27 protein-coding genes are annotated in these 23,106 nt (G+C 60.4%); 13 read left to right on the top strand and 14 right to left on the bottom strand.

Features of this window, described 5'->3' with window-relative positions; all coding sequences use genetic code 11:
• Positions 1-228: 228 nt before the first annotated feature.
• Together folD and pbpG are read left to right on the top strand one after the other, a co-directional pair.
• Positions 229-1,083, top strand: a complete 855-nt coding sequence (gene folD, locus ACKJSM_RS11230; RefSeq protein ID WP_011335038.1) for a bifunctional methylenetetrahydrofolate dehydrogenase/methenyltetrahydrofolate cyclohydrolase FolD — start codon at positions 229-231, stop codon at positions 1,081-1,083.
• A gap of 229 nt (positions 1,084-1,312) precedes the next feature.
• A complete protein-coding gene (gene pbpG / locus ACKJSM_RS11235) occupies positions 1,313-2,251 on the top strand; it encodes a D-alanyl-D-alanine endopeptidase (RefSeq protein ID WP_011335039.1) in 939 nt (312 codons plus the stop codon).
• 53 nt (positions 2,252-2,304) lie between these two features.
• Here the strand turns inward: pbpG and ACKJSM_RS11240 are convergent, their stop codons facing one another.
• The 3 genes from ACKJSM_RS11240 to ACKJSM_RS11250 form a co-directional block, all read right to left on the bottom strand.
• Entirely contained in the window at positions 2,305-2,511 is a 207-nt protein-coding gene (locus tag ACKJSM_RS11240) for a hypothetical protein (RefSeq protein ID WP_236177447.1), read from the bottom strand.
• 12 nt (positions 2,512-2,523) lie between these two features.
• On the bottom strand, positions 2,524-2,730 hold the full coding sequence (locus ACKJSM_RS11245) for a DUF6021 family protein (protein ID WP_236177442.1): 207 nt from the start codon (positions 2,728-2,730) through the stop codon (positions 2,524-2,526).
• 93 nt (positions 2,731-2,823) lie between these two features.
• Positions 2,824-3,495 carry a peptidase C39 family protein gene (locus ACKJSM_RS11250; protein WP_410237457.1) on the bottom strand — a complete coding sequence of 224 codons (672 nt, stop codon included), beginning with the start codon at positions 3,493-3,495 and terminating at the stop codon, positions 2,824-2,826.
• 231 nt (positions 3,496-3,726) lie between these two features.
• On the opposite strand from ACKJSM_RS11250, the gene ACKJSM_RS11255 reads away from it, so the two are divergent.
• A complete protein-coding gene (locus ACKJSM_RS11255) occupies positions 3,727-3,894 on the top strand; it encodes a hypothetical protein (RefSeq protein ID WP_007951566.1) in 168 nt (55 codons plus the stop codon).
• 75 nt (positions 3,895-3,969) lie between these two features.
• Here ACKJSM_RS11255 and ACKJSM_RS11260 read toward each other — a convergent pair whose 3' ends face one another.
• Both ACKJSM_RS11260 and ACKJSM_RS11265 read right to left on the bottom strand, forming a co-directional pair.
• Positions 3,970-4,719, bottom strand: a complete 750-nt coding sequence (locus ACKJSM_RS11260) for a TerC family protein (protein WP_410237458.1) — start codon at positions 4,717-4,719, stop codon at positions 3,970-3,972.
• Positions 4,720-4,748: 29 nt separating this feature from the next.
• The gene (locus ACKJSM_RS11265) at positions 4,749-4,988 is read right to left on the bottom strand and encodes a hypothetical protein (RefSeq protein WP_236177436.1); all 240 of its coding nucleotides are present in this window, start codon (positions 4,986-4,988) and stop codon (positions 4,749-4,751) included.
• A 146-nt stretch (positions 4,989-5,134) separates the two neighbouring features.
• Here ACKJSM_RS11265 and nhaR point away from each other — a divergent pair, with 146 nt between their 5' ends.
• Positions 5,135-6,034, top strand: a complete 900-nt coding sequence (gene nhaR / locus ACKJSM_RS11270; protein ID WP_236177434.1) for a transcriptional activator NhaR — start codon at positions 5,135-5,137, stop codon at positions 6,032-6,034.
• On the opposite strand, the gene ACKJSM_RS11275 is transcribed toward nhaR, so the two are convergent.
• Positions 6,031-7,191: an MFS transporter gene (locus ACKJSM_RS11275; protein ID WP_007951570.1), complete on the bottom strand. Its 1,161-nt coding sequence runs from the start codon at positions 7,189-7,191 to the stop codon at positions 6,031-6,033. The two genes, nhaR and ACKJSM_RS11275, sit on opposite strands and share 4 nt — an antisense overlap.
• A 335-nt stretch (positions 7,192-7,526) precedes the next feature.
• Here ACKJSM_RS11275 and sstT point away from each other — a divergent pair, with 335 nt between their 5' ends.
• The gene (gene sstT / locus ACKJSM_RS11280) at positions 7,527-8,759 is read left to right on the top strand and encodes a serine/threonine transporter SstT (protein ID WP_410237459.1); all 1,233 of its coding nucleotides are present in this window, start codon (positions 7,527-7,529) and stop codon (positions 8,757-8,759) included.
• Between the two features lie 66 nt (positions 8,760-8,825).
• Here the strand turns inward: sstT and ACKJSM_RS11285 are convergent, their stop codons facing one another.
• A complete protein-coding gene (locus tag ACKJSM_RS11285) occupies positions 8,826-9,335 on the bottom strand; it encodes a DUF1993 family protein (protein ID WP_236177430.1) in 510 nt (169 codons plus the stop codon).
• A 125-nt stretch (positions 9,336-9,460) separates the two neighbouring features.
• Between ACKJSM_RS11285 and ACKJSM_RS11290 the strand changes: the two genes are divergently transcribed.
• Positions 9,461-10,111 carry a YceH family protein gene (locus tag ACKJSM_RS11290; RefSeq protein ID WP_410237460.1) on the top strand — a complete coding sequence of 217 codons (651 nt, stop codon included), beginning with the start codon at positions 9,461-9,463 and terminating at the stop codon, positions 10,109-10,111.
• Positions 10,112-10,127: 16 nt separating this feature from the next.
• Here ACKJSM_RS11290 and ACKJSM_RS11295 read toward each other — a convergent pair whose 3' ends face one another.
• Positions 10,128-10,646: a cupin domain-containing protein gene (locus ACKJSM_RS11295; protein WP_410237461.1), complete on the bottom strand. Its 519-nt coding sequence runs from the start codon at positions 10,644-10,646 to the stop codon at positions 10,128-10,130.
• A gap of 97 nt (positions 10,647-10,743) precedes the next feature.
• Positions 10,744-11,562 carry a shikimate 5-dehydrogenase gene (locus ACKJSM_RS11300; protein ID WP_410237462.1) on the bottom strand — a complete coding sequence of 273 codons (819 nt, stop codon included), beginning with the start codon at positions 11,560-11,562 and terminating at the stop codon, positions 10,744-10,746.
• Positions 11,563-11,816: 254 nt separating this feature from the next.
• On the opposite strand from ACKJSM_RS11300, the gene ACKJSM_RS11305 reads away from it, so the two are divergent.
• The 3 genes from ACKJSM_RS11305 (at position 11,817) to ACKJSM_RS11315 (ending at position 12,893) form a co-directional block, all read left to right on the top strand.
• A complete protein-coding gene (locus ACKJSM_RS11305; protein WP_236177423.1) occupies positions 11,817-12,167 on the top strand; it encodes a hypothetical protein in 351 nt (116 codons plus the stop codon).
• Between the two features lie 246 nt (positions 12,168-12,413).
• A complete protein-coding gene (locus tag ACKJSM_RS11310; RefSeq protein WP_236177421.1) occupies positions 12,414-12,608 on the top strand; it encodes a hypothetical protein in 195 nt (64 codons plus the stop codon).
• Positions 12,609-12,710: 102 nt separating this feature from the next.
• Positions 12,711-12,893 carry a hypothetical protein gene (locus ACKJSM_RS11315; protein WP_236177419.1) on the top strand — a complete coding sequence of 61 codons (183 nt, stop codon included), beginning with the start codon at positions 12,711-12,713 and terminating at the stop codon, positions 12,891-12,893.
• Here the strand turns inward: ACKJSM_RS11315 and ACKJSM_RS11320 are convergent.
• A complete protein-coding gene (locus ACKJSM_RS11320) occupies positions 12,890-13,951 on the bottom strand; it encodes an AI-2E family transporter (protein ID WP_410237463.1) in 1,062 nt (353 codons plus the stop codon). The genes ACKJSM_RS11315 and ACKJSM_RS11320 overlap by 4 nt on opposite strands.
• A gap of 156 nt (positions 13,952-14,107) precedes the next feature.
• On the opposite strand from ACKJSM_RS11320, the gene yegQ reads away from it, so the two are divergent.
• Positions 14,108-15,436: a tRNA 5-hydroxyuridine modification protein YegQ gene (yegQ, locus tag ACKJSM_RS11325; RefSeq protein WP_236177416.1), complete on the top strand. Its 1,329-nt coding sequence runs from the start codon at positions 14,108-14,110 to the stop codon at positions 15,434-15,436.
• A 22-nt stretch (positions 15,437-15,458) separates the two neighbouring features.
• On the opposite strand, the gene ACKJSM_RS11330 is transcribed toward yegQ, so the two are convergent.
• Positions 15,459-16,172: a FadR/GntR family transcriptional regulator gene (locus tag ACKJSM_RS11330; RefSeq protein ID WP_236177414.1), complete on the bottom strand. Its 714-nt coding sequence runs from the start codon at positions 16,170-16,172 to the stop codon at positions 15,459-15,461.
• A gap of 366 nt (positions 16,173-16,538) precedes the next feature.
• On the opposite strand from ACKJSM_RS11330, the gene ACKJSM_RS11335 reads away from it, so the two are divergent.
• Both ACKJSM_RS11335 and gudD read left to right on the top strand, forming a co-directional pair.
• Entirely contained in the window at positions 16,539-17,885 is a 1,347-nt protein-coding gene (locus ACKJSM_RS11335; protein WP_410237464.1) for an MFS transporter, read from the top strand.
• A 14-nt stretch (positions 17,886-17,899) separates the two neighbouring features.
• Positions 17,900-19,243 (top strand): glucarate dehydratase, encoded by a 1,344-nt coding sequence (gene gudD / locus ACKJSM_RS11340; protein WP_410237465.1) that lies wholly within the window; start codon positions 17,900-17,902, stop codon positions 19,241-19,243.
• Here the strand turns inward: gudD and ACKJSM_RS11345 are convergent.
• Positions 19,240-20,115 carry a LysR family transcriptional regulator gene (locus ACKJSM_RS11345; RefSeq protein ID WP_236177407.1) on the bottom strand — a complete coding sequence of 292 codons (876 nt, stop codon included), beginning with the start codon at positions 20,113-20,115 and terminating at the stop codon, positions 19,240-19,242. The genes gudD and ACKJSM_RS11345 overlap by 4 nt on opposite strands.
• 160 nt (positions 20,116-20,275) lie before the next feature.
• Between ACKJSM_RS11345 and ampC the strand changes: the two genes are divergently transcribed.
• The gene (gene ampC / locus ACKJSM_RS11350; RefSeq protein ID WP_410237466.1) at positions 20,276-21,442 is read left to right on the top strand and encodes a class C beta-lactamase; all 1,167 of its coding nucleotides are present in this window, start codon (positions 20,276-20,278) and stop codon (positions 21,440-21,442) included.
• 75 nt (positions 21,443-21,517) lie between these two features.
• On the opposite strand, the gene ACKJSM_RS11355 is transcribed toward ampC, so the two are convergent.
• Together ACKJSM_RS11355 and ACKJSM_RS11360 are read right to left on the bottom strand one after the other, a co-directional pair.
• Entirely contained in the window at positions 21,518-22,075 is a 558-nt protein-coding gene (locus ACKJSM_RS11355) for a DUF4174 domain-containing protein (RefSeq protein ID WP_236177780.1), read from the bottom strand.
• A 212-nt stretch (positions 22,076-22,287) separates the two neighbouring features.
• The gene (locus tag ACKJSM_RS11360) at positions 22,288-23,073 is read right to left on the bottom strand and encodes a sulfite exporter TauE/SafE family protein (RefSeq protein WP_236177396.1); all 786 of its coding nucleotides are present in this window, start codon (positions 23,071-23,073) and stop codon (positions 22,288-22,290) included.
• Positions 23,074-23,106: the final 33 nt, after the last annotated feature.

Here is a 23,106-nt window from a genome sequence, read left to right on the forward strand (position 1 = left end):
CCGTTAGAAACCGTAATTTCGTTCGACCTTCTTAACCAGTGCTAGGCTGTGCCCGACAAGTGCGACGAATAGTATAGAGCGACCCGAAGGTCGTCAAATCCTTTTTAAAAAAAATTCATTTAATTAAAGGGCTTAGGGGAATTTGCTGACCAAGCGCCTTTGCCCTCACCGTTTGACATGCGAGAATGCGTTCTCTTTTTTTCCCCTCTCGATGGTTAATCACGCGCAATGACTGCACAACTAATCGACGGCAAATCGATCGCCGCCAGCCTGCGCCAGCAGATCGCCCAACGGGTTGCCGAACGTCGCCAGCAAGGTCTGCGCACGCCAGGCCTCGCGGTGATCCTGGTCGGCAGCGATCCTGCCTCTCAGGTTTATGTCTCGCACAAGCGTAAAGACTGTGAAGAGGTCGGCTTCCTCTCTCAAGCGTACGACCTGCCTTCCGAAACCACTCAAGAAGCACTGACCGATCTGATCGATCGACTGAACGACGACCCGGCAATCGACGGCGTTCTGCTTCAACTTCCTCTGCCAGAGCATCTGGACGCCTCCAAACTGCTGGAGCGCATCCGCCCGGACAAGGACGTCGATGGTTTCCATCCTTATAACGTCGGCCGCCTGGCCCAGCGCATTCCGCTGCTGCGCCCATGCACGCCGAAGGGCATCATGACCCTGCTGGAAAGCACTGGTGCCGACCTGTACGGAATGGACGCAGTCGTTGTCGGCGCTTCCAACATCGTCGGTCGCCCGATGGCAATGGAACTGCTGCTGGCCGGCTGCACCGTAACCGTCACCCACCGCTTCACCAAGGATCTGGCCGGCCACGTCGGGCGCGCCGACCTGGTGGTTGTAGCCGCCGGCAAGCCGGGCCTGGTCAAGGGCGAGTGGATCAAGGAAGGCGCGATCGTGATCGACGTCGGCATCAACCGTCAGGAAGACGGCAAACTGGTCGGCGACGTGGTCTACGAGACCGCCCTGCCCCGCGCCGGCTGGATCACTCCGGTACCCGGCGGCGTCGGCCCGATGACCCGCGCATGCCTGCTGGAAAACACTCTCTACGCGGCAGAAACACTGCACGCCTAAGTCGCGTTTTTTCGCACACCTGAAACCCCGCCCCGTGCGGGGTTTTTCATGCCCTCGAAAAACCTTTACCGTTCGCCGGAAACCCCTATTTCTACAGGGCTTTTCACGACTTTTTCATGCCCTCCAAACAACCATCGACAGTTCTTCAGCCATACTCCTAAAATGCGTCGTTTTTACGACACAGGCCGTTACAAAACACGGCATTTCCAACCTTCATGAGTTCGCCCGCGTGAATATTCGTCTGTCCATCCTGAGCCTGGTTTTTGCATTTTCAGGCACGCTCCTCACGCCAACGGTCAACGCCGCCGAAACTACCGCTGCCCCTCGAGACGCTTCGCAATTGAAGATTGCCTCCGGCAGCGCCCTGCTGATGGATCTGCAGACCAACAAAGTCATTTATTCCAGCAATCCGGACGTGGTGGTGCCCATCGCTTCCGTGAGCAAGTTGATGACTGGTTTGGTAGTGGTCGAAGCTCACCAGAACATGGACGAATGGATTGACGTCGACATCAGCCACACACCGGAAATGAAGGGGGTGTTTTCCCGCGTCAAGCTGCGCAGCGAACTGCCCCGCCGAGAGATGCTGCTGATTGCCCTGATGTCCTCGGAAAACCGCGCCGCCGCCAGCCTGGCTCACCACTATCCGGGCGGTTACGCTGCATTCATCGCAGCGATGAACGCCAAAGCCAAGGCACTGGGCATGACCAGCACGCACTTTGTGGAGCCCACAGGCCTTTCGGAGCGCAACGTTTCCACCGCCCGCGACCTGAGCAAGTTGCTGGTGGCTGCGCACAAACAGCCGCTGCTCATCGAGCTGACCACCACCAAGGAAAAGACCGTCTCGTTCCGTAAACCCAATTACACCCTGGGTTTCCGTAACACCGACCACCTGGTCAACAAGGCCGACTGGGATATCCGCATCACCAAGACCGGTTTCACCAACCCCGCCGGTCACTGCCTGGTGCTGGTGACTCGCATGGCCAACCGTCCCGTCGCCCTGGTGATTCTCGACGCGTTCGGCAAGTACACCCACTTTGCCGACGCCAGCCGTATCCGCAGCTGGGTGGAAACCGGCAAGAGCGCCAACGTCCCGGCCGTGGCCCAGCAATACAAGGCCGACAAAAACCTCAAGAGTCGCCAGAGCGGCGTGATCGAAGCGTCCAAGTAAATCGCCCGCCCATGAAAAAGCCCCGAATCGTCGGGGCTTTTTCGTTTCAGCACTCAGTCGTTGGGCAAGGGCATCTTGTCGTCATCGGGAATGCCGTCGCCGGCACTCGAGTCACGCGAATGCTCTGGCGTGACCACCGCCGGGCGCGCCAGAGGATCTCGCAGAGGGCTTTCCGGATCCAGCACCGGATCGACCTCCGGCTCAGGGGTGGTGGGCACACTGTCAGGCTTATGGTCGTCGAAACTCGAATCGGTACTCATACGCACCTCGCTTCAAGGCTTGAGATCAGCCAAGGGATCGTAAGGCTTGGCCGGACGCTTGGGATCATCGTCCGACTGCACATCCTTAGGCGCCTTCGCCGGGCCGATGGGATCGACCTGCGGATCGTCCAGATCAGGCGAGTCCGGATCAAAGCCCAGGTCGTCGCCGCTGCCATGCTCGGAAGAATGCGGCCCACTGGGTGAAGTTGGAATTGCCATGTTCGCCTCCTGATACTGGCCCGAAAAATACGGGACGCTACAGTTCAGAAGCGCATCCTTCGCCAGGGTGCCCGACAGGCGACGAACGGAACCTCAATGCGCCGCCAGCGCCTTCCTCGCTTGCGCCGCTTCCCGCTCCTGCCCGGCCTGGGCCAGTGCATCGGCGGCCTTGAGCCAGCGCTGTTGATCGACCGCCGCCGGAATCTGCGTCGGTTTCTGGATCAATACCGCCCACCCGCCGGACTTTTCGAGGGCCGACTCGAACGCGCTGAAGCTCATCAATTCACGGCGATTCATCCCGGCGCGAAGCAACACTTTCTGCTTCAGACGATCGTAGCCGGAGAGGATCGCGTAGCGCGGCTCTGCCCAAAACGCCGAACCCTCGCTGAAACGCACCATCACCGGATACCCGGCCGCCACCTGGGTCAGCAGCGCCGGCAGATTGCTGTCCAGCGGATACACGACCATGCCGTATTCACGGGCAAGGTTCTGCAGGTTCTGTTGCAACTTGTCCTCGGCGCCCGGCAAGTGCAGCGGTTTTTCCAACAGACCCGGTGTGATCACAATGCCCTGCTGCGACAGCAGGCTGGCCAACACTTGCGGCCCGCTTTGATTGGCCTCACCGCGATAGAAGGTGCCACTGAGCTCGACCCGCTCCGGCAGGCGCTTGACCTCGGGTGCCACACTGCCCGCACACCCCACCAATGCTGTCACGCAACCGGCTGCCAGCAGCGCCGCGCGAATCCGGGAAAATAGCTGAACCATCGTCACTCTCTTGATCAGTTACCGGTCATCGTGTTCCGGCTTGGTCGAGAATCATAGGGCGGCGCCACGCTGCGGTATAGCCCGAAGCGGCAGATGCACCGGTTGCATAGAGCGAACTGATTGGTCACCACCGACCTTCGGTCAATAGCTTGAAACACACCAGCGACTAGACTGTCATTCAGACAAGAGCCAAAGAGCGTTAGCCCGGCGCAGGGCAAAGAGGAGGCACAGATGAGCCTGACCATGACCATCGTAATGCTGATTGCCGGCTGGCTGGCTGTTGCCGCCGCCATGCTGTGGGGCGTACTGCGGATTTCCCGTCGCCATCACCACCCGGTGCAACCTGCACCGACCAGAAAGATCGAGAAACACGACGCCCGTCACGCCACCGCGCACTGACTTTCGGTAACCGCTTCAAACAAAAAAGGCCGCCTGGACTCTCGCGAGTTCAGGCGGCCTTTGGTTTTCCAGCGTTTACGCTTCAGCAGTCAATTTCTTCTGCCTGGCACGGCGCGACATCATGTTCAGCACTTCAATCGCAGCCGAGAACGCCATGGCGGCATACACATAACCTTTCGGTACGTGAGCGCCGAAGCCTTCGGCGATCAGCGTCATGCCGATCATGATCAGGAAGCCCAGAGCCAGCATCACCACCGTCGGGTTGTCGTTGATGAACTTGGCCAGCGGATCAGCTGCAAACAGCATCACCAGCACCGAAACCACCACCGCGATCACCATGATCGGCAAGTGCTCGGTCATGCCGACCGCCGTAATGATGCTGTCGATCGAGAACACCATGTCCAGCATCAGGATCTGCCCGATGGCGGCGGCAAAACCCAGGGTTACCGTCGAGGTCGCAGACTTCGGATCTTCCGGCGCCGGGTCCATGCTGTGATGGATCTCGGTCGTCGCTTTCCACACCAGGAACAGGCCACCGGCGATCAGGATCATGTCCTTCCAGGAGAACGCCTGGCCGAGGATCTCGATGACCGGCGCAGTCAACTGAACGATGAACGCAATGGTGCTCAACAGGGCCAGACGCATGATCAGCGCCATGCCGATCCCCAGACGACGGGCCTTCTGCCGGTACTGCTCGGGCAGCTTGTTGGTCAGGATCGAGATAAAGATCAGGTTATCGATGCCGAGCACGATTTCCATCACCACCAGTGTGGCCAAGGCAATCCAGGCGGTCGGGCTGGAAGCGAGTTCTAACAGGTATTCCATGGGTCAGTCCTGACTCTGTGTAAGACGGTTTAGATTTCCTGGGAGGACGATTCGGATTGTTCTTCGTCGTCTTTCGGTTCTTTCTTGCTGATCAAATTGCCGGTGGCATCGCTGAGCGCCTGCTCGGCGGCTTTGTGCGTGTCGTCGATGGCTTGCTTGGCCGCCTCAGCTGCCTGCCCCATCAGTTGCTGGGCGCTCTTTTCGGCCTGGTCGCAACCGGCCAGTACCAGTAAAGACGCGATCAATAACGCCGTACGCTTTAATTTCATGATGCTTCCCTCGATAGAACAGACAGCGCCGTACAGACCGGCCGTCGATGGCTGGGCATTCTAGGGAGACAAACACTTCAGGAAAATTCGTATTTTTAGCGGCTATACTTCGATTTATACGAACTGTATTTGGCAGACGGAACCCCATGCTCAACTACCGACAACTGCATTACTTCTGGGTGGTGGCCAAGACCGGCAGCATCGTGCGCGCGTGCGAGCAGTTGAACCTGACACCACAAACCATCAGTGGGCAGATTTCCCTGTTCGAACAGACCTACGGCATTGAATTGTTCCAACGGGTGGGCCGGCAACTGGAACTGACCGAGGCCGGACGTCAGGCCCTGCCCTACGCCGAACAGATGTTCCAGCTCGGCGGCGAACTGGAGCTGATGCTCCGCGCCCAACCCAACGAACAGCAGATCCTGTTCCGGGTCGGCGTAGCGGACGTGGTCCCCAAATCCATTGTCTATCGCCTGATCGCGCCGACCATGGAATTGAGCGAGCCACTGCGCATCACCTGCCGCGAAGACAAACTCGAACGCTTGCTGGCGGACCTGGCGATCCAGCGCCTTGACCTGGTGATCTCCGACAGCCCCATGCCCTCGCACCTGGACATCAAGGGCTACAGCCAGAAACTCGGGGAATGCGGGATCAGTTTTTTTGCCACCGCCGAGCTGGCCGCGCAATACGGTCAGGATTTCCCGCGCAGTCTGCACGGTGCGCCGCTGTTGATCCCCGGCGCGGAAACCGTGGTGCGCAGCCGTTTGCAGCGCTGGTTCGCCGAGCAGCAGATTCAGCCGAGGATTGTCGGGGAGTTCGATGACAGCGCCCTGATGCAGGCGTTCGGCCAGTCCGGCAGCGGGATTTTCATCGGCCCGAGCGTGATTGCCGATGAGGTGAAGCGCCAGTACGGCGTCGAGTTGATCGGCCAGACCGATGCGGTGAGCGAGTCGTTCTACGCGATCTCGGTGGAGCGCAAGGTCAAGCACCCCGGCATCAAAGCGATTACCGAAGGTGCCCGACGCGAGCTGTTTACAACGTTTTAAGCCGGCGCGCAGACGTCCCGCGGCTTGAGCACCATCAGCACCATGGCGAGGAAAATCGACAGCAGAATGAACCCGGCGGCGGCAAAGCCCACAAAGCCCAGACCGGCGCTGTCGATCACTCGACCACCAATGATCGCGCCCAGGCCGATCCCGAGGTTGGCCCCGGCAATGTTCAGCGACGCGGCGAAGGCCGGCGCCTCGGGTGCGGCTTTCATCAAGCGCACATGGCTGACCAGAAACAGCGCCGCTTGCGTCACGCCCCAGATGCCCATCGCCGCCGCCAGACCCAGCGACGAATTGATGTTCGGCACCAGCGCCACCATCCCGGGAATCATGAACGCACAGAACATCACCGACGCCATCAGCGGGTGGCGATCCACCGCGCGACCGCCCAGCGAGTTGCCGATCAGACCGACCGCGCCAAAGCCCATCAGGCACCAGCCGACCACGGTGCCATTGAAGCCGGCCAGACGTTCGAGGATATCCGCCAGATAGGTGTAGGCGGTAAACATGCCACTGAACACCAGGATCGACAGCAGCACATGACCCAGCATCAGCGGGCTGCGCAGGATCTTGAACTGCGAAGCGAAACTGACCTGATGCTGGTGCAGGCTGGTTTTCGGCAGATAGACAAACAGCAGCAGCGCCTTGGCAAATGCGATCACCGCCAGAATGGCGAATGCACTGCGCCAGCCGAACGCATCGGAAATCAATGTGCCGACCGGGATGCCGAACACCGTGGCGCAGACAATGCCGAAGCCGATCTTGGCGATCGCACGACCGGCGAAGTCCGGGCCGACGATATCCACCGCCGTTTCACTGGCCAGCGCCCAGAACACCGGCAGCCCCAGCGCCGGGATCAATCGGGCAATGGCCATCACCCAGATATTCGGCGCCAGGGCCGCCACAGTATTGGCCAGGCCGAACATGATCAGAATAGTGATGAACAGTTTGCGGCGTTCGAAGCGGGCGAAATACGCGGTCAGGAATGGGCCGAACATGGCCACGGTGAAAGCGAACAGAGTCACCAGCAGCCCGGCTTGCGGGATGGTGACCGCCAGGTCGCGGGCAATGGCCGGCAACAGGCCGACAATGACGAACTCCGTGGTCAGCACCGTAAACCCGGCAGCGGACAACAGAAGGATGGGCAACAGCATGAGGAACTCCAGCAAAACGACGACACCAGCGTTGACCCGAGGGCCCGCTGGCAGAACTTGAAAATAAGGATGCGCAATCTTAACAGAGTGTTTCCCGAGTGACTTGCACAAACCTGTCTAAGTTGTAGATGGATCCGGTGGCAGATCGTCACAGGCCTGAAGGAATTGGACGACCCTGTGATAAAGTCCGCGCCCTGCAAAACGTACACCCTGTTCAGCCACTCGTTTACCGGAGTGGCTGGCGCGAAAGACCTTTCGGTTCGTGTCTGTGGCCTGCCCCGATCAATCGCCCGGATCACGCAACCTTGCACCCTATAAAAACAGAGATGCCGTTCATGACCGCTTCATCCACTTCTCTTTTGCAACGTCTTAAAAGTCTCAGCCTGGTCACGCAGATCCTGATCGGCCTGATTGCCGGCATCGCCCTCGCGCTGCTCGCGCCGGAAGCGGCCAAAGGCACGGCTTTCATCGGCAAGCTGTTCGTCTCGGCACTGAAAGCCGTGGCACCGATCCTGGTATTCGTGCTGGTCATGGCCTCCATCGCCAACCACAAACACGGCCAGGAAACCCACATCCGGCCGATTCTGTTCCTGTATCTGCTGGGCACCTTCGCCGCTGCCGTGGTCGCGGTGATTGCCAGCATGATGTTCCCGTCGCATCTGGTGTTGTCCACCGATAACGTTGCGGTGAGCGCGCCGGGCGGCATCAGTGAAGTGCTGCAAAGCCTGTTGCTGAGCGTGGTCGACAACCCGGTAAGGGCGCTGATGAACGCCAACTTCATCGGCATTCTGGCCTGGGCCATCGGCATGGGCGTGGCGATCCGGCACGCCGGCGACACCACCCGCGAAGTGCTGGGCGATCTGTCCAACGGCGTGACGGTAATTGTTCGGGTGGTGATCCGTTTTGCCCCGCTGGGCATTTTCGGTCTGGTGGCCTCGACCCTGGCCACCTCCGGGTTTGGCGCACTGATCGGTTATGCGCACCTGCTGGCGGTGTTGCTGGGCTGCATGCTGTTCGTGGCGCTGGTGATGAACCCGCTGATCGTGTTCTGGAAGCTGCGCCGCAACCCGTACCCACTGACGCTCCAGTGCCTGCGTGAAAGCGGCATCACTGCGTTTTTCACCCGCAGCTCGGCGGCGAACATTCCGGTCAACCTGGAACTGAGCAAGCGCCTGGGCCTGCATGAAGACACCTATTCGGTGTCGATCCCGCTCGGCGCCACCATCAACATGGCCGGCGCGGCGATCACCATCACCGTGCTGTCCCTCGCTGCCGTGCACACACTGGGGATTGTCGTGGACATCCCGACCGCCATTCTGCTCAGCGTTGTCGCCGCGACCTGCGCCTGCGGTGCGTCGGGTGTGGCCGGTGGTTCGCTGCTGCTGATCCCGCTGGCGTGCAGCCTGTTCGGCATCCCGAGCGAAATTGCCATGCAGGTGGTGGCGGTCGGTTTCATCATCGGAGTGTTGCAGGATTCGGCCGAGACGGCGCTTAACTCCTCCACCGACGTGCTGTTCACCGCCGCCGCGTGCCTGGGCGAGGAACAGAAAACCCAGCGTCCGGCTTAAAAAACCAGCGCAACAAAAAGCCCGCCAAGGCGCAAACCTTGGCGGGCTTTTTCATTGCAGAGCGGTTTAGAACGCGCCCATGTAATCGCGCTTGCCCACTTCCACACCGTTGTGACGCAGCAGTGCATAGGTGGTGGTGACGTGGAAGAAGAACTGCGGCAGGCCGTAGCTCAGCAGGTAAGCCTGGCCACTGAAGCGCTTCTCTTTCGGGGTGCCCGGACGGGTCACGATCTCGATGCCTTCCTTGCCATTGATTTGCTCGGGCTTGATCTCGCCGATGAAGGCCAGAACCTTGGCGATCAGCGCCTGCAGCTCGGCGAAGGTGGTTTCGGTGTCGTCATATTTCGGGATTTCGATTTCGGCCAGGCGCGACGACACGCCTTTGGCGAAGTCCACGGCGATCTGCACCTGACGCACCAGCGGGAACATGTCCGGGTACAGACGCGCTTGCAGGAAGGCGTTCGGGTCGATGTTTTTCTCGGTGGCGTGGGCTTCAGCCTTTTTCAGCACATCGCTCACAGCGTTGAGCATTTGTTGGAAAACCGGGACGGATGCGGCGTACAGGGAAAGGGTCATGGCAGTCTCACGTGGTGGCTGGGTGAATCGTGGGGGCGATTATAGCCATGCTCGCAGGCGCCGCGGCTTGTCTTTTATCCAGCAAGGATTAGGCTAGGCGCCTTCGACTGCAGAGGGAACGCGCGATGACCACAGAATTTGAAACCCGCTCCGATGAACCACGGCTCAACGCCACGGAAATCCGCATTCTGGGCTCGTTGATCGAGAAACAGGCCACCAGCCCGGAAACCTATCCGTTGACCCTCAACGCGCTGGTGCTGGCCTGCAACCAGAAAACCAGCCGGGAACCGGTGATGAACCTGACCCCGGGCCAGGTCGGCCAGAGCCTGCGCGCCCTCGAGAGCCGGGGCTTCGCCAGACTGGTGATGGGCAGTCGCGCCGACCGCTGGGAGCACAAGGTCGACAAGGCCCTGGAGCTGGTGCCGGCGCAATTGATCCTGACCGGGTTGATGTTCCTGCGCGGCCCGCAGACCGTCAACGAACTGCTGACCCGCAGCGGTCGCATGCATGAGTTTGAAGACGCCGAACAGGTGGTGCATCAGCTCGAACGCCTGATTGCCCGGGAGCTGGCGGTGTTGATTCCGCGTCAGGCCGGCCAGCGCGAAGATCGCTACACCCACGCACTGGGCGATCCGGCGGACATCGAGGCGATTATCGCGGCGCGGCAGAACCCGAGTGAGCGCGGGGCGGCCAGCGGCGTGTCAGTGGAACGTATCGAAGAGCTGGAAGCGCGGATTGCAGCGCTGGAAGAGCGTCTGGCCCGCCTCGAAGAGTAATTGCACCGGGGCGGCGTTATTCGCCGTCCCAGTAATCCACCCCGTCCGCCTGTCGCGCCACCGCCACGAATCCTGAGGCGTTGCCCGCGGCATCGATGTTGAAGTTGTCCATCACCACGTATTTGTTCGAATCCGGGTACTCGCAGATTTCCGGTTGCTGCTGGGTGCTGACCGCCAGATAGCGCAGCTCCGCCGCACTGGTGTTGATGATCTGGTGCGCGGTTTCCGGGCCGCCCGGCGGACAGGCAATCACATCACCGGCGCGGATCGGAAAACGTTCGGCGCCCAGGCGTACTTCCCCTTCCCCAGCCACCACGTAGAACATTTCCTCATTGACCCGATGACTGTGAAACGGGCTGCCACGCATGCCCGGCGGCAGCGCATACAGTCGATACCCCAGCTTCTGCGCGCCCAGTTGCTGCCCGACCCGGGCCAGGCGCTGCTGATAACGCCCGGCAGTTTCTCCCTCGGGAGACAGGGCTTCGGGGAGCGGTTCGAGTTCGACATCATTCAGGTTGAGAATCGGCGGATGCATGCAAACCTCGGCTTTGTGATGGGCAAGTCTGTGCTTGCTGACCCGGCCAGTATAGGCAACGGCAAATCCGGGCGGACTTGCCGTCGTTCAGGTGCCATCAACTGCGCGCGAACGCCACCGCTGCCTCGAACTGCTCGACCGTCGGCCGCACGCCGGTGTACAGCACGAATTGCTCCAGCGCCTGGATCGCGATCACTTCCAGCCCGGTGATCACTTTTTTGCCCTCGGCACGGCCGCGCACGATCAGCGGCGTTTCCGAGGGGATCGCCACCACATCAAACACCGTGTCGGCAGACTTGATCACATCCACTTCAAACGCCAACTGCCCCGCCTCCGGGCCACCGTCCATGCCGACCGGCGTCACGTTGACCAGCATCTGCGGGCGCTCGTCGCCCAGCTCCGCCTGCCAGCGATAGCCCAGTGAATCCGCCAGCGCACGGCCGGCGCGCTCGTTGCGGGCGACGATCAAACCGTTTTTGTAACCGCCATCGCGCAAGGCACTGGCCACGGCTTTTGCCATACCGCCACTGCCACGCAGGGCGAAGGTCGTGTCCTGCGGCACCGCGTGGGTCTGCAGTAACTGGGCAATTGCGATGTAATCGGTGTTGTAGGCCTTGAGATGACCGTTGGTGTTGACGATGGTGTTGATCGACTGGATCGCCGCCGCCGAGGCATCCAGTTCATCGACCAGTGCGATACAGGCTTCCTTGAACGGCATCGACACCCCGCAACCGCGAATCCCCAGCGCGCGGATGCCGCCGACCGCACCAGGCAGGTCCTGGCTGCTGAACGCCTTGTAGTAGAAATTCAGCCCCAGCTGTTCATACAAATGGTTATGAAAACGCAGACCGAAATTCCCGGGACGCCCAGACAGGGACATGCACAATTGGGTGTCTTTGTTGGGGTTCATCTGCATGGGAGGCTCCTTCGAATGCACTATCGGATGGACGGGATTAGCCAGGCCATCGGGTTCTGAACGATCATAAGGCGGTCTGTTCCGGGCATCAGAGTCGATGCCGCAAGCTCGGTAAACAAACCGGTACAGACCTTACACAAAATTTACCTGGCGGCCGTGCTGTTTTTCAAAATGTTGCTGTCTTAGCAGTATCCCCGTGCCATCCCGTGCCTGTTGCAGGCCCGGACGCCGGGTCGAAGAACCGAGGAATTATCATGATTCGTAAACTCCCCATCGTGGCCTTGTTGATTGGTGCATTCGCGATCACAGGTCAGGCAGAAGCCCACGGCGGTGGCTGGCAGGGTCCGGCGGTATTTGGCGCGATCGTCGGCTCGGCCATCATCGGCTCGGCACTCATCAATCAGGATCGGCCGGTGTACGTCCAGCAGCCTGTTTACGTTCAACCGGCACCGGTCTACGTGCAGCAACCGCCGCCACCGGTCTACTACCAGCCGGCCCCGGTTTATGTGCAGCAACCGGTTTACGTCCGGCCGGCCCCGGTGTACTACGGCCCGCCCCGTGGTTATTACGGTCGGCCGCACTACTACGGTGGCCCGCGCTGGTAAGCGGTACACAAAGCCCCGCCTGATAGCGCGGGGCTTTTTATTGCTTTCAAGAAAGCCAACCGTCCGTCGGCCAAGGTCTGAAAAAATCTCGCCAAGGTCGCTGTGGGGACAGTTTGAACCGCTAAAGTCGGCATGATGGACTCGGCCGTTGGGGGCCAGACACAAACGGTCATCTATTTGTCATGACGGAACCGCACTCTGAATCCGTCCGCATACAACAGGTTGATAACAACAAGGACGACTTGAATGCCTACACAGAATCCGCACCGCATCGTCGGTTTATGCACCTCGAGCAAGGTCTATAACGCCCTGACCGAACTCAAGCACCTGGAGGGCCACCGCACGGCGAAGTTTCTCTCGCTGCTGGCAGAAAACCTGGTGCGCAAGGGTTTTCTCAACGAAAACGAGGTCGTGCACATGCTCGATCAAGTGGTCGATTGATCCAGCCCTCAGCGGCATCAATGACCACTATCGAAAGCGTTGATTGTCCCTGAAACAGCCAATTCCCTAAGGTACCTCCATCGTTTGATGGAGGTACTTCTCATGGCTCAGGTTCAAATCATGTCCGTTATCGGCAGCGCCGTTCCCGCATCGCTCAGAGAGCTGGGACTGCTCGCCTGCTGGTATCTGGTGCGCGACGGCGAGCCGGTCAGCGGCCCGCTGACATCCTTGCCGGCGGCTCAGGCGCTGTCGCAACAGCTGATCAACGGCCCGTTCAAGGCTTAAGGCAGCTGCACTTTCGGTTTGCTTTCGATGAGCAGCGCCCAACTCGACATGAACAGGGCCGCGATCAGCGGCCCGATCACAAAGCCGTTGAGGCCGAACACCGCCAGCCCACCCAGGGTCGAGATCAGGATCATGTAATCCGGCATCCGGGTGTCCTTGCCCACCAGGATCGGGCGCAGCAGGTTATCCACCAGACCGATCACGAACACCCCGAACAACCCCAGCACCACGCCCTGCCAGATCATCCCGCTGAGCAGAAAGTAAATGGCGACAGGTACCCAGACAATCCCCGCGCCCACCGCCGGCAGCAACGACAGAAACGCCATCAGTACCGCCCAAAGCAACGCGCTGGGAATGTCGAGGAACCAGAAAATCGCTCCGCCCAGCGCACCCTGCGTAATCGCCACCAACAGATTGCCCTTCACCGTGGCGCGCACCACGCGATTGAATTTCAACTGCAAGCGACGCTTGTGATGCTCTTCCAGCGGTATCGCAATGCGCACCTTGCGCACCAGCTCGGCGCCGTCGCGCAGGAAGAAAAACAGCAAGTACAGCATGATGAAAAAACTCACCACGAATTCGAACGTGCCCTGGCCGAAACTGAATGCCTGGCTCGCCAACACCTGACTGCCCTGCATGGCGGCCTTGACGATCTTCTCGCGCAAGGCATTGAGCTCGCCCATGCCGAAGCGGTCGAGCAGGTGCTGAAAGTAAGGCGGCAGACTGTGCTTGAACTGCGCCAGATAAGCGCCGATATCGAGCTTGCCGCTTTCGATATTGTCGTAGAGCGTCGCCCCTTCCTGCACCAGCAGCACACTGAGAACGATCACCGGCAAGATCGCGATCACCAGGCAGATGCTCAACGTACACAGTGATGTGAGGTTGCGTTGCCAGCCGAATTTCAGTTGCAACTGGCGCTGCATCGGTGCGAACAGGATGCCAAGGATTACCGCCCAGAACACCGCACCATAGAACGGCAGCAGGATCCAGATGAAGGCGACCGTCACCAGAAACAGCAGCACGGTGAGGGATTTGAATTGCAGACTCTTTTGGTTCATGTCCGGTCCAGGTCAGTCAGGCGCCAGCCGCGCCCATCCCGTTTAGTCAGCCAGCGTCAGCGCGAGTGCCCTGTTTCTTCATGGAGCATAGATCCAGATCAATAAACCCTCGGCGCAACTGCTCTACCCTGCCGCGCTTTTGCGACCGACGCCGCCATGACGACCTCCTTCACCCCCGAACTGCTCGCCCCCGCCGGCACCCTGAAAAACATGCGATACGCCTTCGCCTACGGGGCCGATGCGGTGTATGCCGGCCAGCCACGCTACAGCCTGCGGGTGCGCAACAACGAGTTCGATCATGCCAACCTGGCGCTCGGCATTCGTGAAGCCCAGGCCCAGGGCAAGCGCTTCTACGTGGTGGTCAACATCGCGCCGCACAACGCCAAGCTGAAGACCTTCCTCAAGGATCTGGCGCCAGTGATCGAAATGGCACCGGACGCGCTGATCATGTCCGACCCTGGCCTGATCATGCTGGTGCGCCGGCACTTCCCGCAGATGCCGATCCACCTCTCGGTGCAGGCCAACACGGTGAACTGGGCGAGCGTCGAATTCTGGCAACAACTGGGCTTGAGCCGGATCATCCTGTCCCGTGAATTGTCGCTGGAAGAAATCGGCGAAATCCGCGAGCAAGTGCCCGGCATGGAGCTGGAAGTGTTCGTCCACGGCGCACTGTGCATGGCCTACTCCGGCCGCTGCCTGCTCTCGGGTTACATGAACAAACGCGACGCCAATCAGGGCACCTGCACCAACGCCTGCCGCTGGAAATATTCGGCGCAGGAGGCCACCGAAAATCAGCTCGGCGAAATCGTGCAGACCTTCGAACCGCAACCGACCCTCGGCCTCGGCGCCCCCACCGATCAGGTGTTCCTGTTGCAAGAAGCCAATCGCCCCGGCGAACTGATGCCGGCCTTCGAAGACGAGCACGGCACCTACATCATGAACGCCAAGGACCTGCGCGCAGTGCAGCACGTCGAGCGCCTGACCCGCATGGGCGTGCACTCACTGAAGATCGAAGGTCGGACCAAATCGCACTTCTATTGCGCGCGCACCACTCAGGTCTATCGCCGGGCCATCGACGATGCGGTGGCCGGTCGCGAATTCGACCGCAGCCTGATGACCGATCTGGAATCCCTCGCCCAGCGCGGCTACACCGAAGGCTTCCTGCGCCGGCACGTGCATGACGAATACCAGAACTATCAGAACGGCAGCTCGGTGTCGGAACGTCAGCAGTTCGTGGGTGAACTGACCGGTGAGCGCCGGGATCGGCTGGCTGAGGTCAAGGTGAAGAACCGCTTTGCCGTGGGCGATCATCTGGAACTGATGACGCCCAAGGGCAACTTCCATTTTGATCTGCATGAACTGCAGAACCTTAAAGGCGAAGCCATCGACGTGGCGCCCGGGGATGGGCACACGGTTTATCTGCCGATTCCGGATGCGGTGGATTTGCGGTTCGGCTTGTTGATGCGCGACGTGAGCGAGGATTGAGCCCCCCCGTATTTCTGCCGGATTATCCCTGAGCCGAAAACCGGTCACGACTGTTGCTCAGGTGCAGCCACATCGCCGCACGCGCCGCTTCCGAATCCTGGCGTTTGATCGCGTTGAAAATCGCCTCATGTTCCAGATTCGCCAATTGCCCGAGCTTGCTCAAATCCACGGCCCCGCGCTCGGCTGCGTTGACCCGGGTGCGCGGGATCATCGCACTGCCCAGGTGTTGCATGATCTCGGTGAAGCAGACATTGCCGGTGGCCTCGGCAATCAGGAGATGGAAGCGCCGGTCGGCGTCGACGCAACTGTCGTTGTTGGCCAGTAGACGCTGATAGTCGTCCAGTGCCTGACGCATCTGCACCAGTTGCTGTTCGCTGCGGCGCTGCGCGGCCAGTGCCGCGGCTTGCGTCTCCAGGCCCATGCGCAATTCGAGAATGCTGCGCACCCCCAGCGCGGTGTCGACATTCAGTCGCAAGCCCTGCTCCGGTGCGCGTTCGATCACGAAGGTGCCGATGCCGTGCCGCGTCTCCACCAGCCCCGACGCCTGCAACTTGGAAATCGCCTCGCGTACCACGGTGCGACTGACGCCGTGTTCCTGAACGATCGAGTTTTCCGACGGCAGCTTGTCACCGGGCAGCATCTGACCAAGCAGGATGCTCTGGGTCAGTTTTTCCACCAGGTCATGGGCCAGGTTGTGCGCGCGTTTACGGGCGGGAGCGTCGAGGTCTTCTTGCATGGTCGATTCCGGTGATCGGGGGTGAATCGATCGTAGCACTGGCGGCGATGACTTGTATGAGTTCCTATGAATTCAAGGGCTCAACTTGTATGACAACACTCGATTTTAGCGAGAAAACCTCTCACCGCGCCGAGCAATTGACCCGCGACCCCTGGCATAGAATGCTCTGCCATATCTGAAGCAACCCTTACTAAAGCCAACAAAAACGGCACCTAAAATCTGAAAAAGCATAAAAACCGCTCCCCGTAGAAAAATTTGATTGAGCACTCCCACTTGTAGGACAAAAAAATCTAGTTGTATGATGTCTATCAACAACGCAACACCCATCACACCCCGCATAAAAATAACGAGTGGGAGAAAAACCAAGTGAAATCATCCATTGCCGGGATGAACGAGGGCGCCGACTCCGTGCTGTCCTCTGCCATTGCCAAAGTCAAACGCCACGTCCTGCCGCTGTTCGTCATCATGTTCATCGTCAATTACATTGACCGGGTGAACATCGGCTTCGTCCGCACCCACATGGAACACGACCTCGGCATCGGTGCCGCGGCCTACGGTTTTGGTGCCGGGCTGTTCTTCATCGGTTACGCGCTGTTCGAAGTCCCCTCCAACATGCTGTTGCAAAAGGTCGGCGCGCGAATCTGGCTGACCCGCATCATGCTCACCTGGGGCCTGGTGGCCGCCGGCATGGCGTTCATCCAGAACGAAACCCACTTCTACATCCTGCGTTTTCTGCTCGGCGTGGCCGAGGCCGGATTCTTTCCCGGGGTGATCTACTACTTCACCCGCTGGTTGCCGGGGGCCGAGCGCGGCAAGGCGATTGCGATCTTCCTCAGCGGCTCGGCCGTGGCCTCGTTGATTTCCGGCCCGTTGTCCGGCCTGTTGCTGCAGATCGAAGGCCTGGGCCTGCACGGCTGGCAGTGGATGTACTACATTGAAGGCATGTTCTCGGTTTGCCTGTGCGTATTCGTCTGGTTCTGGCTCGACGCCAAACCCCACGACGCCAAGTGGCTGACCCGCGCCGAGCAGGACGCACTGGTCAAGGCCATCGACGATGAACAGAAGGCCCGCGAAGCGGCGACCCCGATCCGGCCGTCGCTGGGCACACTGCTCAAGGATCGTCAGATCATCCTGTTCTGCCTGATTTACTTCTTCATTCAATTGACCATCTACGCCGCAACGTTCTGGCTGCCGAGCATCATCAAGAAGATGGGCGAGATGAGCGACTTCCAGGTCGGCCTGTTCAATTCGATTCCGTGGTTGCTGTCGATCATCGGCATGTATGCGTTCGCCTCGTTCTCGGCGAAGTGGAAACACCAGCAGGCTTGGGTGGCTACCGCATTGCTGATCGCCGCTGCGGGGATGTTTATGTCCACCACCGGCGGGCCGATTTTTGCCTTCGTCGCGATCTGCTTTGCCGCACTGGGTTTCAAATCCGCCTCGTCGCTGTTCTGGCCGATCCCGCAGGCCTATCTCGACGCACGGATCGCCGCTGCCGTGATCGCGCTGATCAACTCGGTGGGCAACCTCGGCGGCTTCGTCGCCCCCACCACCTTCGGCCTGCTGGAGCAACACACCGGTTCGATCCAGGGCGGCCTCTATGGCCTGGCCGCGACCTCGATCATCGCCGCGATCATCGTGTTCGCCGCCCGCATGACACCCAAATCCGCCCCTGACGTCGCCGTGGCCGATGCCGCGCCGAAACACGCTTGAAAGGACAACCATAAATGACCGCACACGACATCGCCAAAGCCCCGATCATCACCGAAATGCAAGTCATCCCGGTGGCCGGCCACGACGGCATGCTGCTCAACCTGAGCGGGGCCCACGGGCCGTTTTTCACCCGCAACATCGTCATTCTCAAGGACAACGCCGGCCATACCGGTGTCGGTGAAGTACCCGGTGGCGAACGCATCCGCCAGACCCTCGAAGACGCTCGCAGCCTGGTGGTCGGCAGTCCGATCGGCACCTACCAGAAGATCCTCAATCAGGTTCGCCAGACCTTCGCCGACCGCGATGCCGGCGGCCGTGGCCTGCAGACCTTCGACCTGCGCATCACCATTCACGCGGTCACCGGGCTGGAAGCCGCCCTGCTCGACCTGCTCGGCCAGCACCTCGACGTGCCGGTGGCGGCATTGCTCGGCGAAGGCCAGCAGCGCGACGAAGTGAAGATGCTCGGTTACCTGTTCTACGTGGGTGATCGCCGGGAGACCGACCTCGCCTACCGCAGCGAACCGGAGGCCGACAACGACTGGTTCCGCGTGCGTCACGAAAAGGCCATGACCGCCGAGGCCGTGGTGCGTCTGGCCGAAGCCGCCCATGCGCGCTATGGCTTCAAGGACTTCAAGCTCAAGGGCGGCGTACTCAGCGGCGATGCCGAAATCGAAGCGGTGACCGCACTGGCCGAACGCTTCCCCGACGCCCGCATCACGCTTGATCCGAACGGCGCATGGTCATTGAAAGAAGCAATCCGTCTGTGCCGCGACCAGCACCATGTGCTGGCCTACGCCGAGGACCCGTGCGGTGCGGAAAACGGCTATTCGGGCCGTGAAGTGATGGCTGAGTTCCGCCGTGCCACCGGCCTGAAAACCGCCACCAACATGATTGCCACCGATTGGCGTGAGATGGGCCATGCGATCCAGTTGCAGTCGGTGGACATTCCGCTGGCCGACCCGCATTTCTGGACCATGCAGGGTTCGGTGCGCGTAGCGCAGATGTGCCACGAATGGGGTCTGACCTGGGGCTCGCACTCCAACAACCACTTCGACATTTCCCTGGCGATGTTCACCCACGTCGCCGCCGCCGCGCCGGGCGACATCACCGCCATCGACACCCACTGGATCTGGCAGGACGGCCAGCGCCTGACCAGGGCGCCGCTGCAAATCGTCGACGGCTGCGTGCAGGTGCCGAAGAAACCGGGGCTGGGCGTGGAACTGGACATGGATCAGGTGGCCAAGGCCCACGAACTCTACAAAGGCATGGGACTCGGTGCGCGGGATGACAGCGTGGCGATGCAGTTTCTGATTCCGGGATGGACGTTCGATAACAAGAAGCCGTGCCTGGTGCGCTAAGCCTGCGCAGCCTCCAGCAACCAATGCTTGAATGCAGTCATCGCCGACGTCTCGGGCCGTGACTGCAAGCGCGTCAGCCAATAGCTGCCGGTGGTGATTTCGATGGCAAAGGGTTGACGAATCAGGTCCGCCGCCAGTTGCCTGGCAAACATCAACGGCGGCGCCAGTGCCACACCGCCGCCCTGCAACGCCGCTTCCATCATCGCCAGCGACGAGTCGAACACGATGCTCTGGGGCGGCGCGGCATGAGTCGCCAGACCGGCCGCATGAAACCACTCCGGCCACTCATCGGTGCGATAGGAACGCAGCAAACGCTGCTGCAGAAGATCTCCGGGCGTGTGCAGTTGCCGGGCGATTTCCGGCACGCAGAGCACCGATAGCGGCGCCTCCAGCAAACGGGTCGCTTCAATGCCGTGCCACGCCCCGGCGCCAAACCGGATCGCGTAATCCAGCCCTTCGGCAGCGACGTCCACCCGATTGTTGTTGGTCGACAGCCGCAAATCTATGAGCGGATGTTTCGCCTGAAAGTCCGCCAGCCTCGGCAACAACCAGCCCACGGCGAAGGTGCCCACCGCGCCGACCGTGAGCATTTCCCGATACTGCCCGCCCGCCAGACGCTCGAGCATCTGCGCGATATGATCGAACGACGTGGTCAGCACCGGCAGGAGGGTTTCGCCCTCGCCGGTCAGCATCAGCCCACGGGGCAAGCGCTTGAACAGAATCACACCGAGTTGCGCCTCCAGGCTTTTGACCTGATGGCTGACGGCCGCCTGGGTCACGCACAACTCCACGGCCGCACGGGTGAAGCTCAGGTGGCGCGCAGAAGCTTCAAAGGCGCGCAATGCATTCAAAGGCAATTGAGGTCGAATCATGCCATGTCCCAAAATTTTCTAATGGCTCGTCCGAGTTTTCATCGTTTGTCGAAAGCCTACGGAGTGCCTAGATTTGGCGGCGCCGATCAGCCAGCCCGACGGAAAACGCTCGCAGTGTAGCGGGATATCACCATCAACACTCATGGAGAGTGGTTCAAGCATGCCTTCGATCAACCTGAACAAACTCAAGTCCTACAGCGCTTTCGGACTTTTCTTCAGCGCCGCCACCTGCCTCGCTGCCCCGCCAACCGGCGATCAGTTGCAGGCCCTGGTCAAGTCCACCGTGACCCCGGTCATGCAGCAACAGGACATCGCGGGCCTGGCCGTGGCCGTGACCGTCGATGGCAAGGCACATTACTTTAACTACGGTGTCGCTGACAAAAGCACCGGCCAAACGGTGGATGAGAACACCTTGTTCGAGGTCGGCTCGGTGAGTAAAACCTTCACCGCCACCCTCGCCGCCTACGCCCAGGCCAGCGGCAAACTGGAATTCTCCGACAAGGCCAGTCAGCACTGGCCCGAACTGAAAGGCAGCGCTTTCGACCACATCAGCCTGCTGCAACTGGGCACCTACAGCGCGGGCGGCCTGCCGCTGCAATTCCCGGATGCCGCAGATTCTGCCGACAAAATGCTCGGCTATTACCAACAGTGGAAACCGACCTTTGCGGCCGGCAGCCAGCGCCTGTACTCCAACCCGAGCATCGGCTTGTTCGGTTATCTGGCAGCAAAAAGCCTCGGCCAGCCGTTCAATCAGGTCATGACTGAAACCCTGCTGCCGAAACTCGGACTCAAGCACACCTTCCTGTCAGTGCCGGCGTCTGAACAAAAGCTCTACGCCCAAGGCTATGACAAGAACAACAAACCGGTTCGAGTCAGCCCCGGCGCGCTGGATTCCGAAGCCTACGGCGTGAAGACCAGCGCCGCCGACCTGCTGCAATACGTCCAGGCCAACCTCGACAGCGCGAAACTCGAAACACCGCTGCAAAAAGCCATCGCCCTCACCCACACCGGTTACTACACCGTCGGCGACATGACCCAGGGCCTTGGCTGGGAACGCTACACCTACCCGATCAGCCTCGATCGCCTGCTGGACGGCAACTCGACGCCAATGGCCATGGAACCGCACAAGGTCAAATGGCTGAATCCGCCACAACCTGAACCGGCGAACGTGCTGTTGAACAAGACCGGCTCCACCGCTGGCTACGGCGCCTACGTCGCGTTCGTGCCATCGAAGAAAGTCGGGATCGTGATTCTGGCGAACCGCAATTATCCGAATGGAGAGCGGGTGAAAATCGCGCACAAGATTCTGGATGAATTGACCCGGTAACCACGCCATAAAAAAACGGGCGACCTGAGAAGGTCGCCCGTTTTTTTCTTTTCTGATCAGCCCTGAATCAAAACATCAATCATCCGGCATTTCCGGCGGCTTGGCCGGTTTGGTCGGCTTAGTCCCTTTCGCACCCTTGGCCGGCGCAGGTTCTGCAGCGGCCGGGGCAGTAACGACGGTGGAGGTGGCTTCTTTCTCGGCGGCAGGCATTGCATCGATGGTGTCGAAGATCTTCTTCAAGTCGACCGTCGCCGCTTCATCCCCCGAAGCCGTCAGTTTGGTCTCTCCATCCTTGCCCACCAGAAAGACCTTCGGATACGCCCCGGCGCCCAGCTTCAGCGAGCGCAGCAGCGCCATGGTTTGCTGCTGCTCGAGGCTTTTGCCATCGACCTGACCGCTCATGCTGAGGATGGTGTAGACCTTGATCTTGCGGTCGGCGATGCCTTGCTTGTTGGCCGGGTCGTCCAGCGCTTTTTTCAGGCTGACCCAATAAGAATCGACCGTACTGGAAGCGATCACGATCAATGGGCGGTTAATGCCCTTGTCGACGTCCAGAGGGGAATCGCCGTCGGCGGCGAACAGGGGGCCGGCGATCGCCAGCAAGAGTGTCAGGGTCAGTGACCTGATGAGCATGCGCATCTCCTTTTGATATCCACGCTCTAATGATTGCGCATCGCGGCGATTGTTCCGGAGGCTGCCCGGCAAAAGTGTTTCGCCTTGCCCAAAGCTTAGGTCAGCACCGGTTTTGCGCAACCGGCTGGGCGCGATCGTGTCGCGCATTTGATGACCTTTCATGACCGCATCAGCCTGACGCTTGAGCCTTCGGGCTCATGGATGCTCGCCGATCAGAACGCCAGCTTGTAACCGATCAACACCAGCATCGTTGCCAGGCACGGGCGCAGCAGTTCATCGGAGACGCGGCCGGTCAGGTGGCTGCCGAGCCAGATGCCGGGTAGCGAGCCGACCAGCAGAAAGCCCAGCACGCCCCAGTCCATGTTGCCCATGCTCGCGTGGCCGAGGCCGGCGACCAGGGTCAGCGGTACGGCGTGGGCGATTTCGGTGCCGACCAGACGACGGGTCGGCAGCAGTGGATAGAGGATGAACAACGCGACGGTGCCGAGGGCGCCGGCGCCGATGGACGTCAGGGCGACCATGGTGCCGAGGACCAGACCGGTGATCACGGTCATGACATTCAGGCGCATACCGCTGGGGTTGTAGTTGCCACCGGCGCGTTTGTGGGCGAACTCCAGCAGGCGTTTCTTGAACAGAATCGCCAGTGCCGTGGCGAACAGCACGAAGCCCAGCGCTTGCTTGATGATTGCGTTCATCGCGTCCGGCGCGGTGTGCAGGGTGCTGAGGAACCACAAGGTCATCGCCACCGCCGGGACACTGCCCAGGGTCAACCAGCCGGTGATGGCCCAGTCGATGTTCTTGTTTTTCCTGTGCACCAGCACGCCGCTGGATTTGGTGATGGCCGCGTACAGCAGATCCGTGCCCACTGCCGTGGCCGGATTGATGCCGAACCACAGCAGGATCGGTGTCATCAGCGAACCGCCGCCGACACCGGTCATGCCGACGATGAACCCCACCACCAACCCGGCAATCACCAGGCCGAAATTTGCCAATTCCATGAAGACATCCAGAAGACGACAGGAAGAATCTGG

It is taken from the genome of Pseudomonas sp. PHC1 (assembly GCF_046487845.1).
Taxonomy (GTDB): domain Bacteria; phylum Pseudomonadota; class Gammaproteobacteria; order Pseudomonadales; family Pseudomonadaceae; genus Aquipseudomonas; species Aquipseudomonas sputi.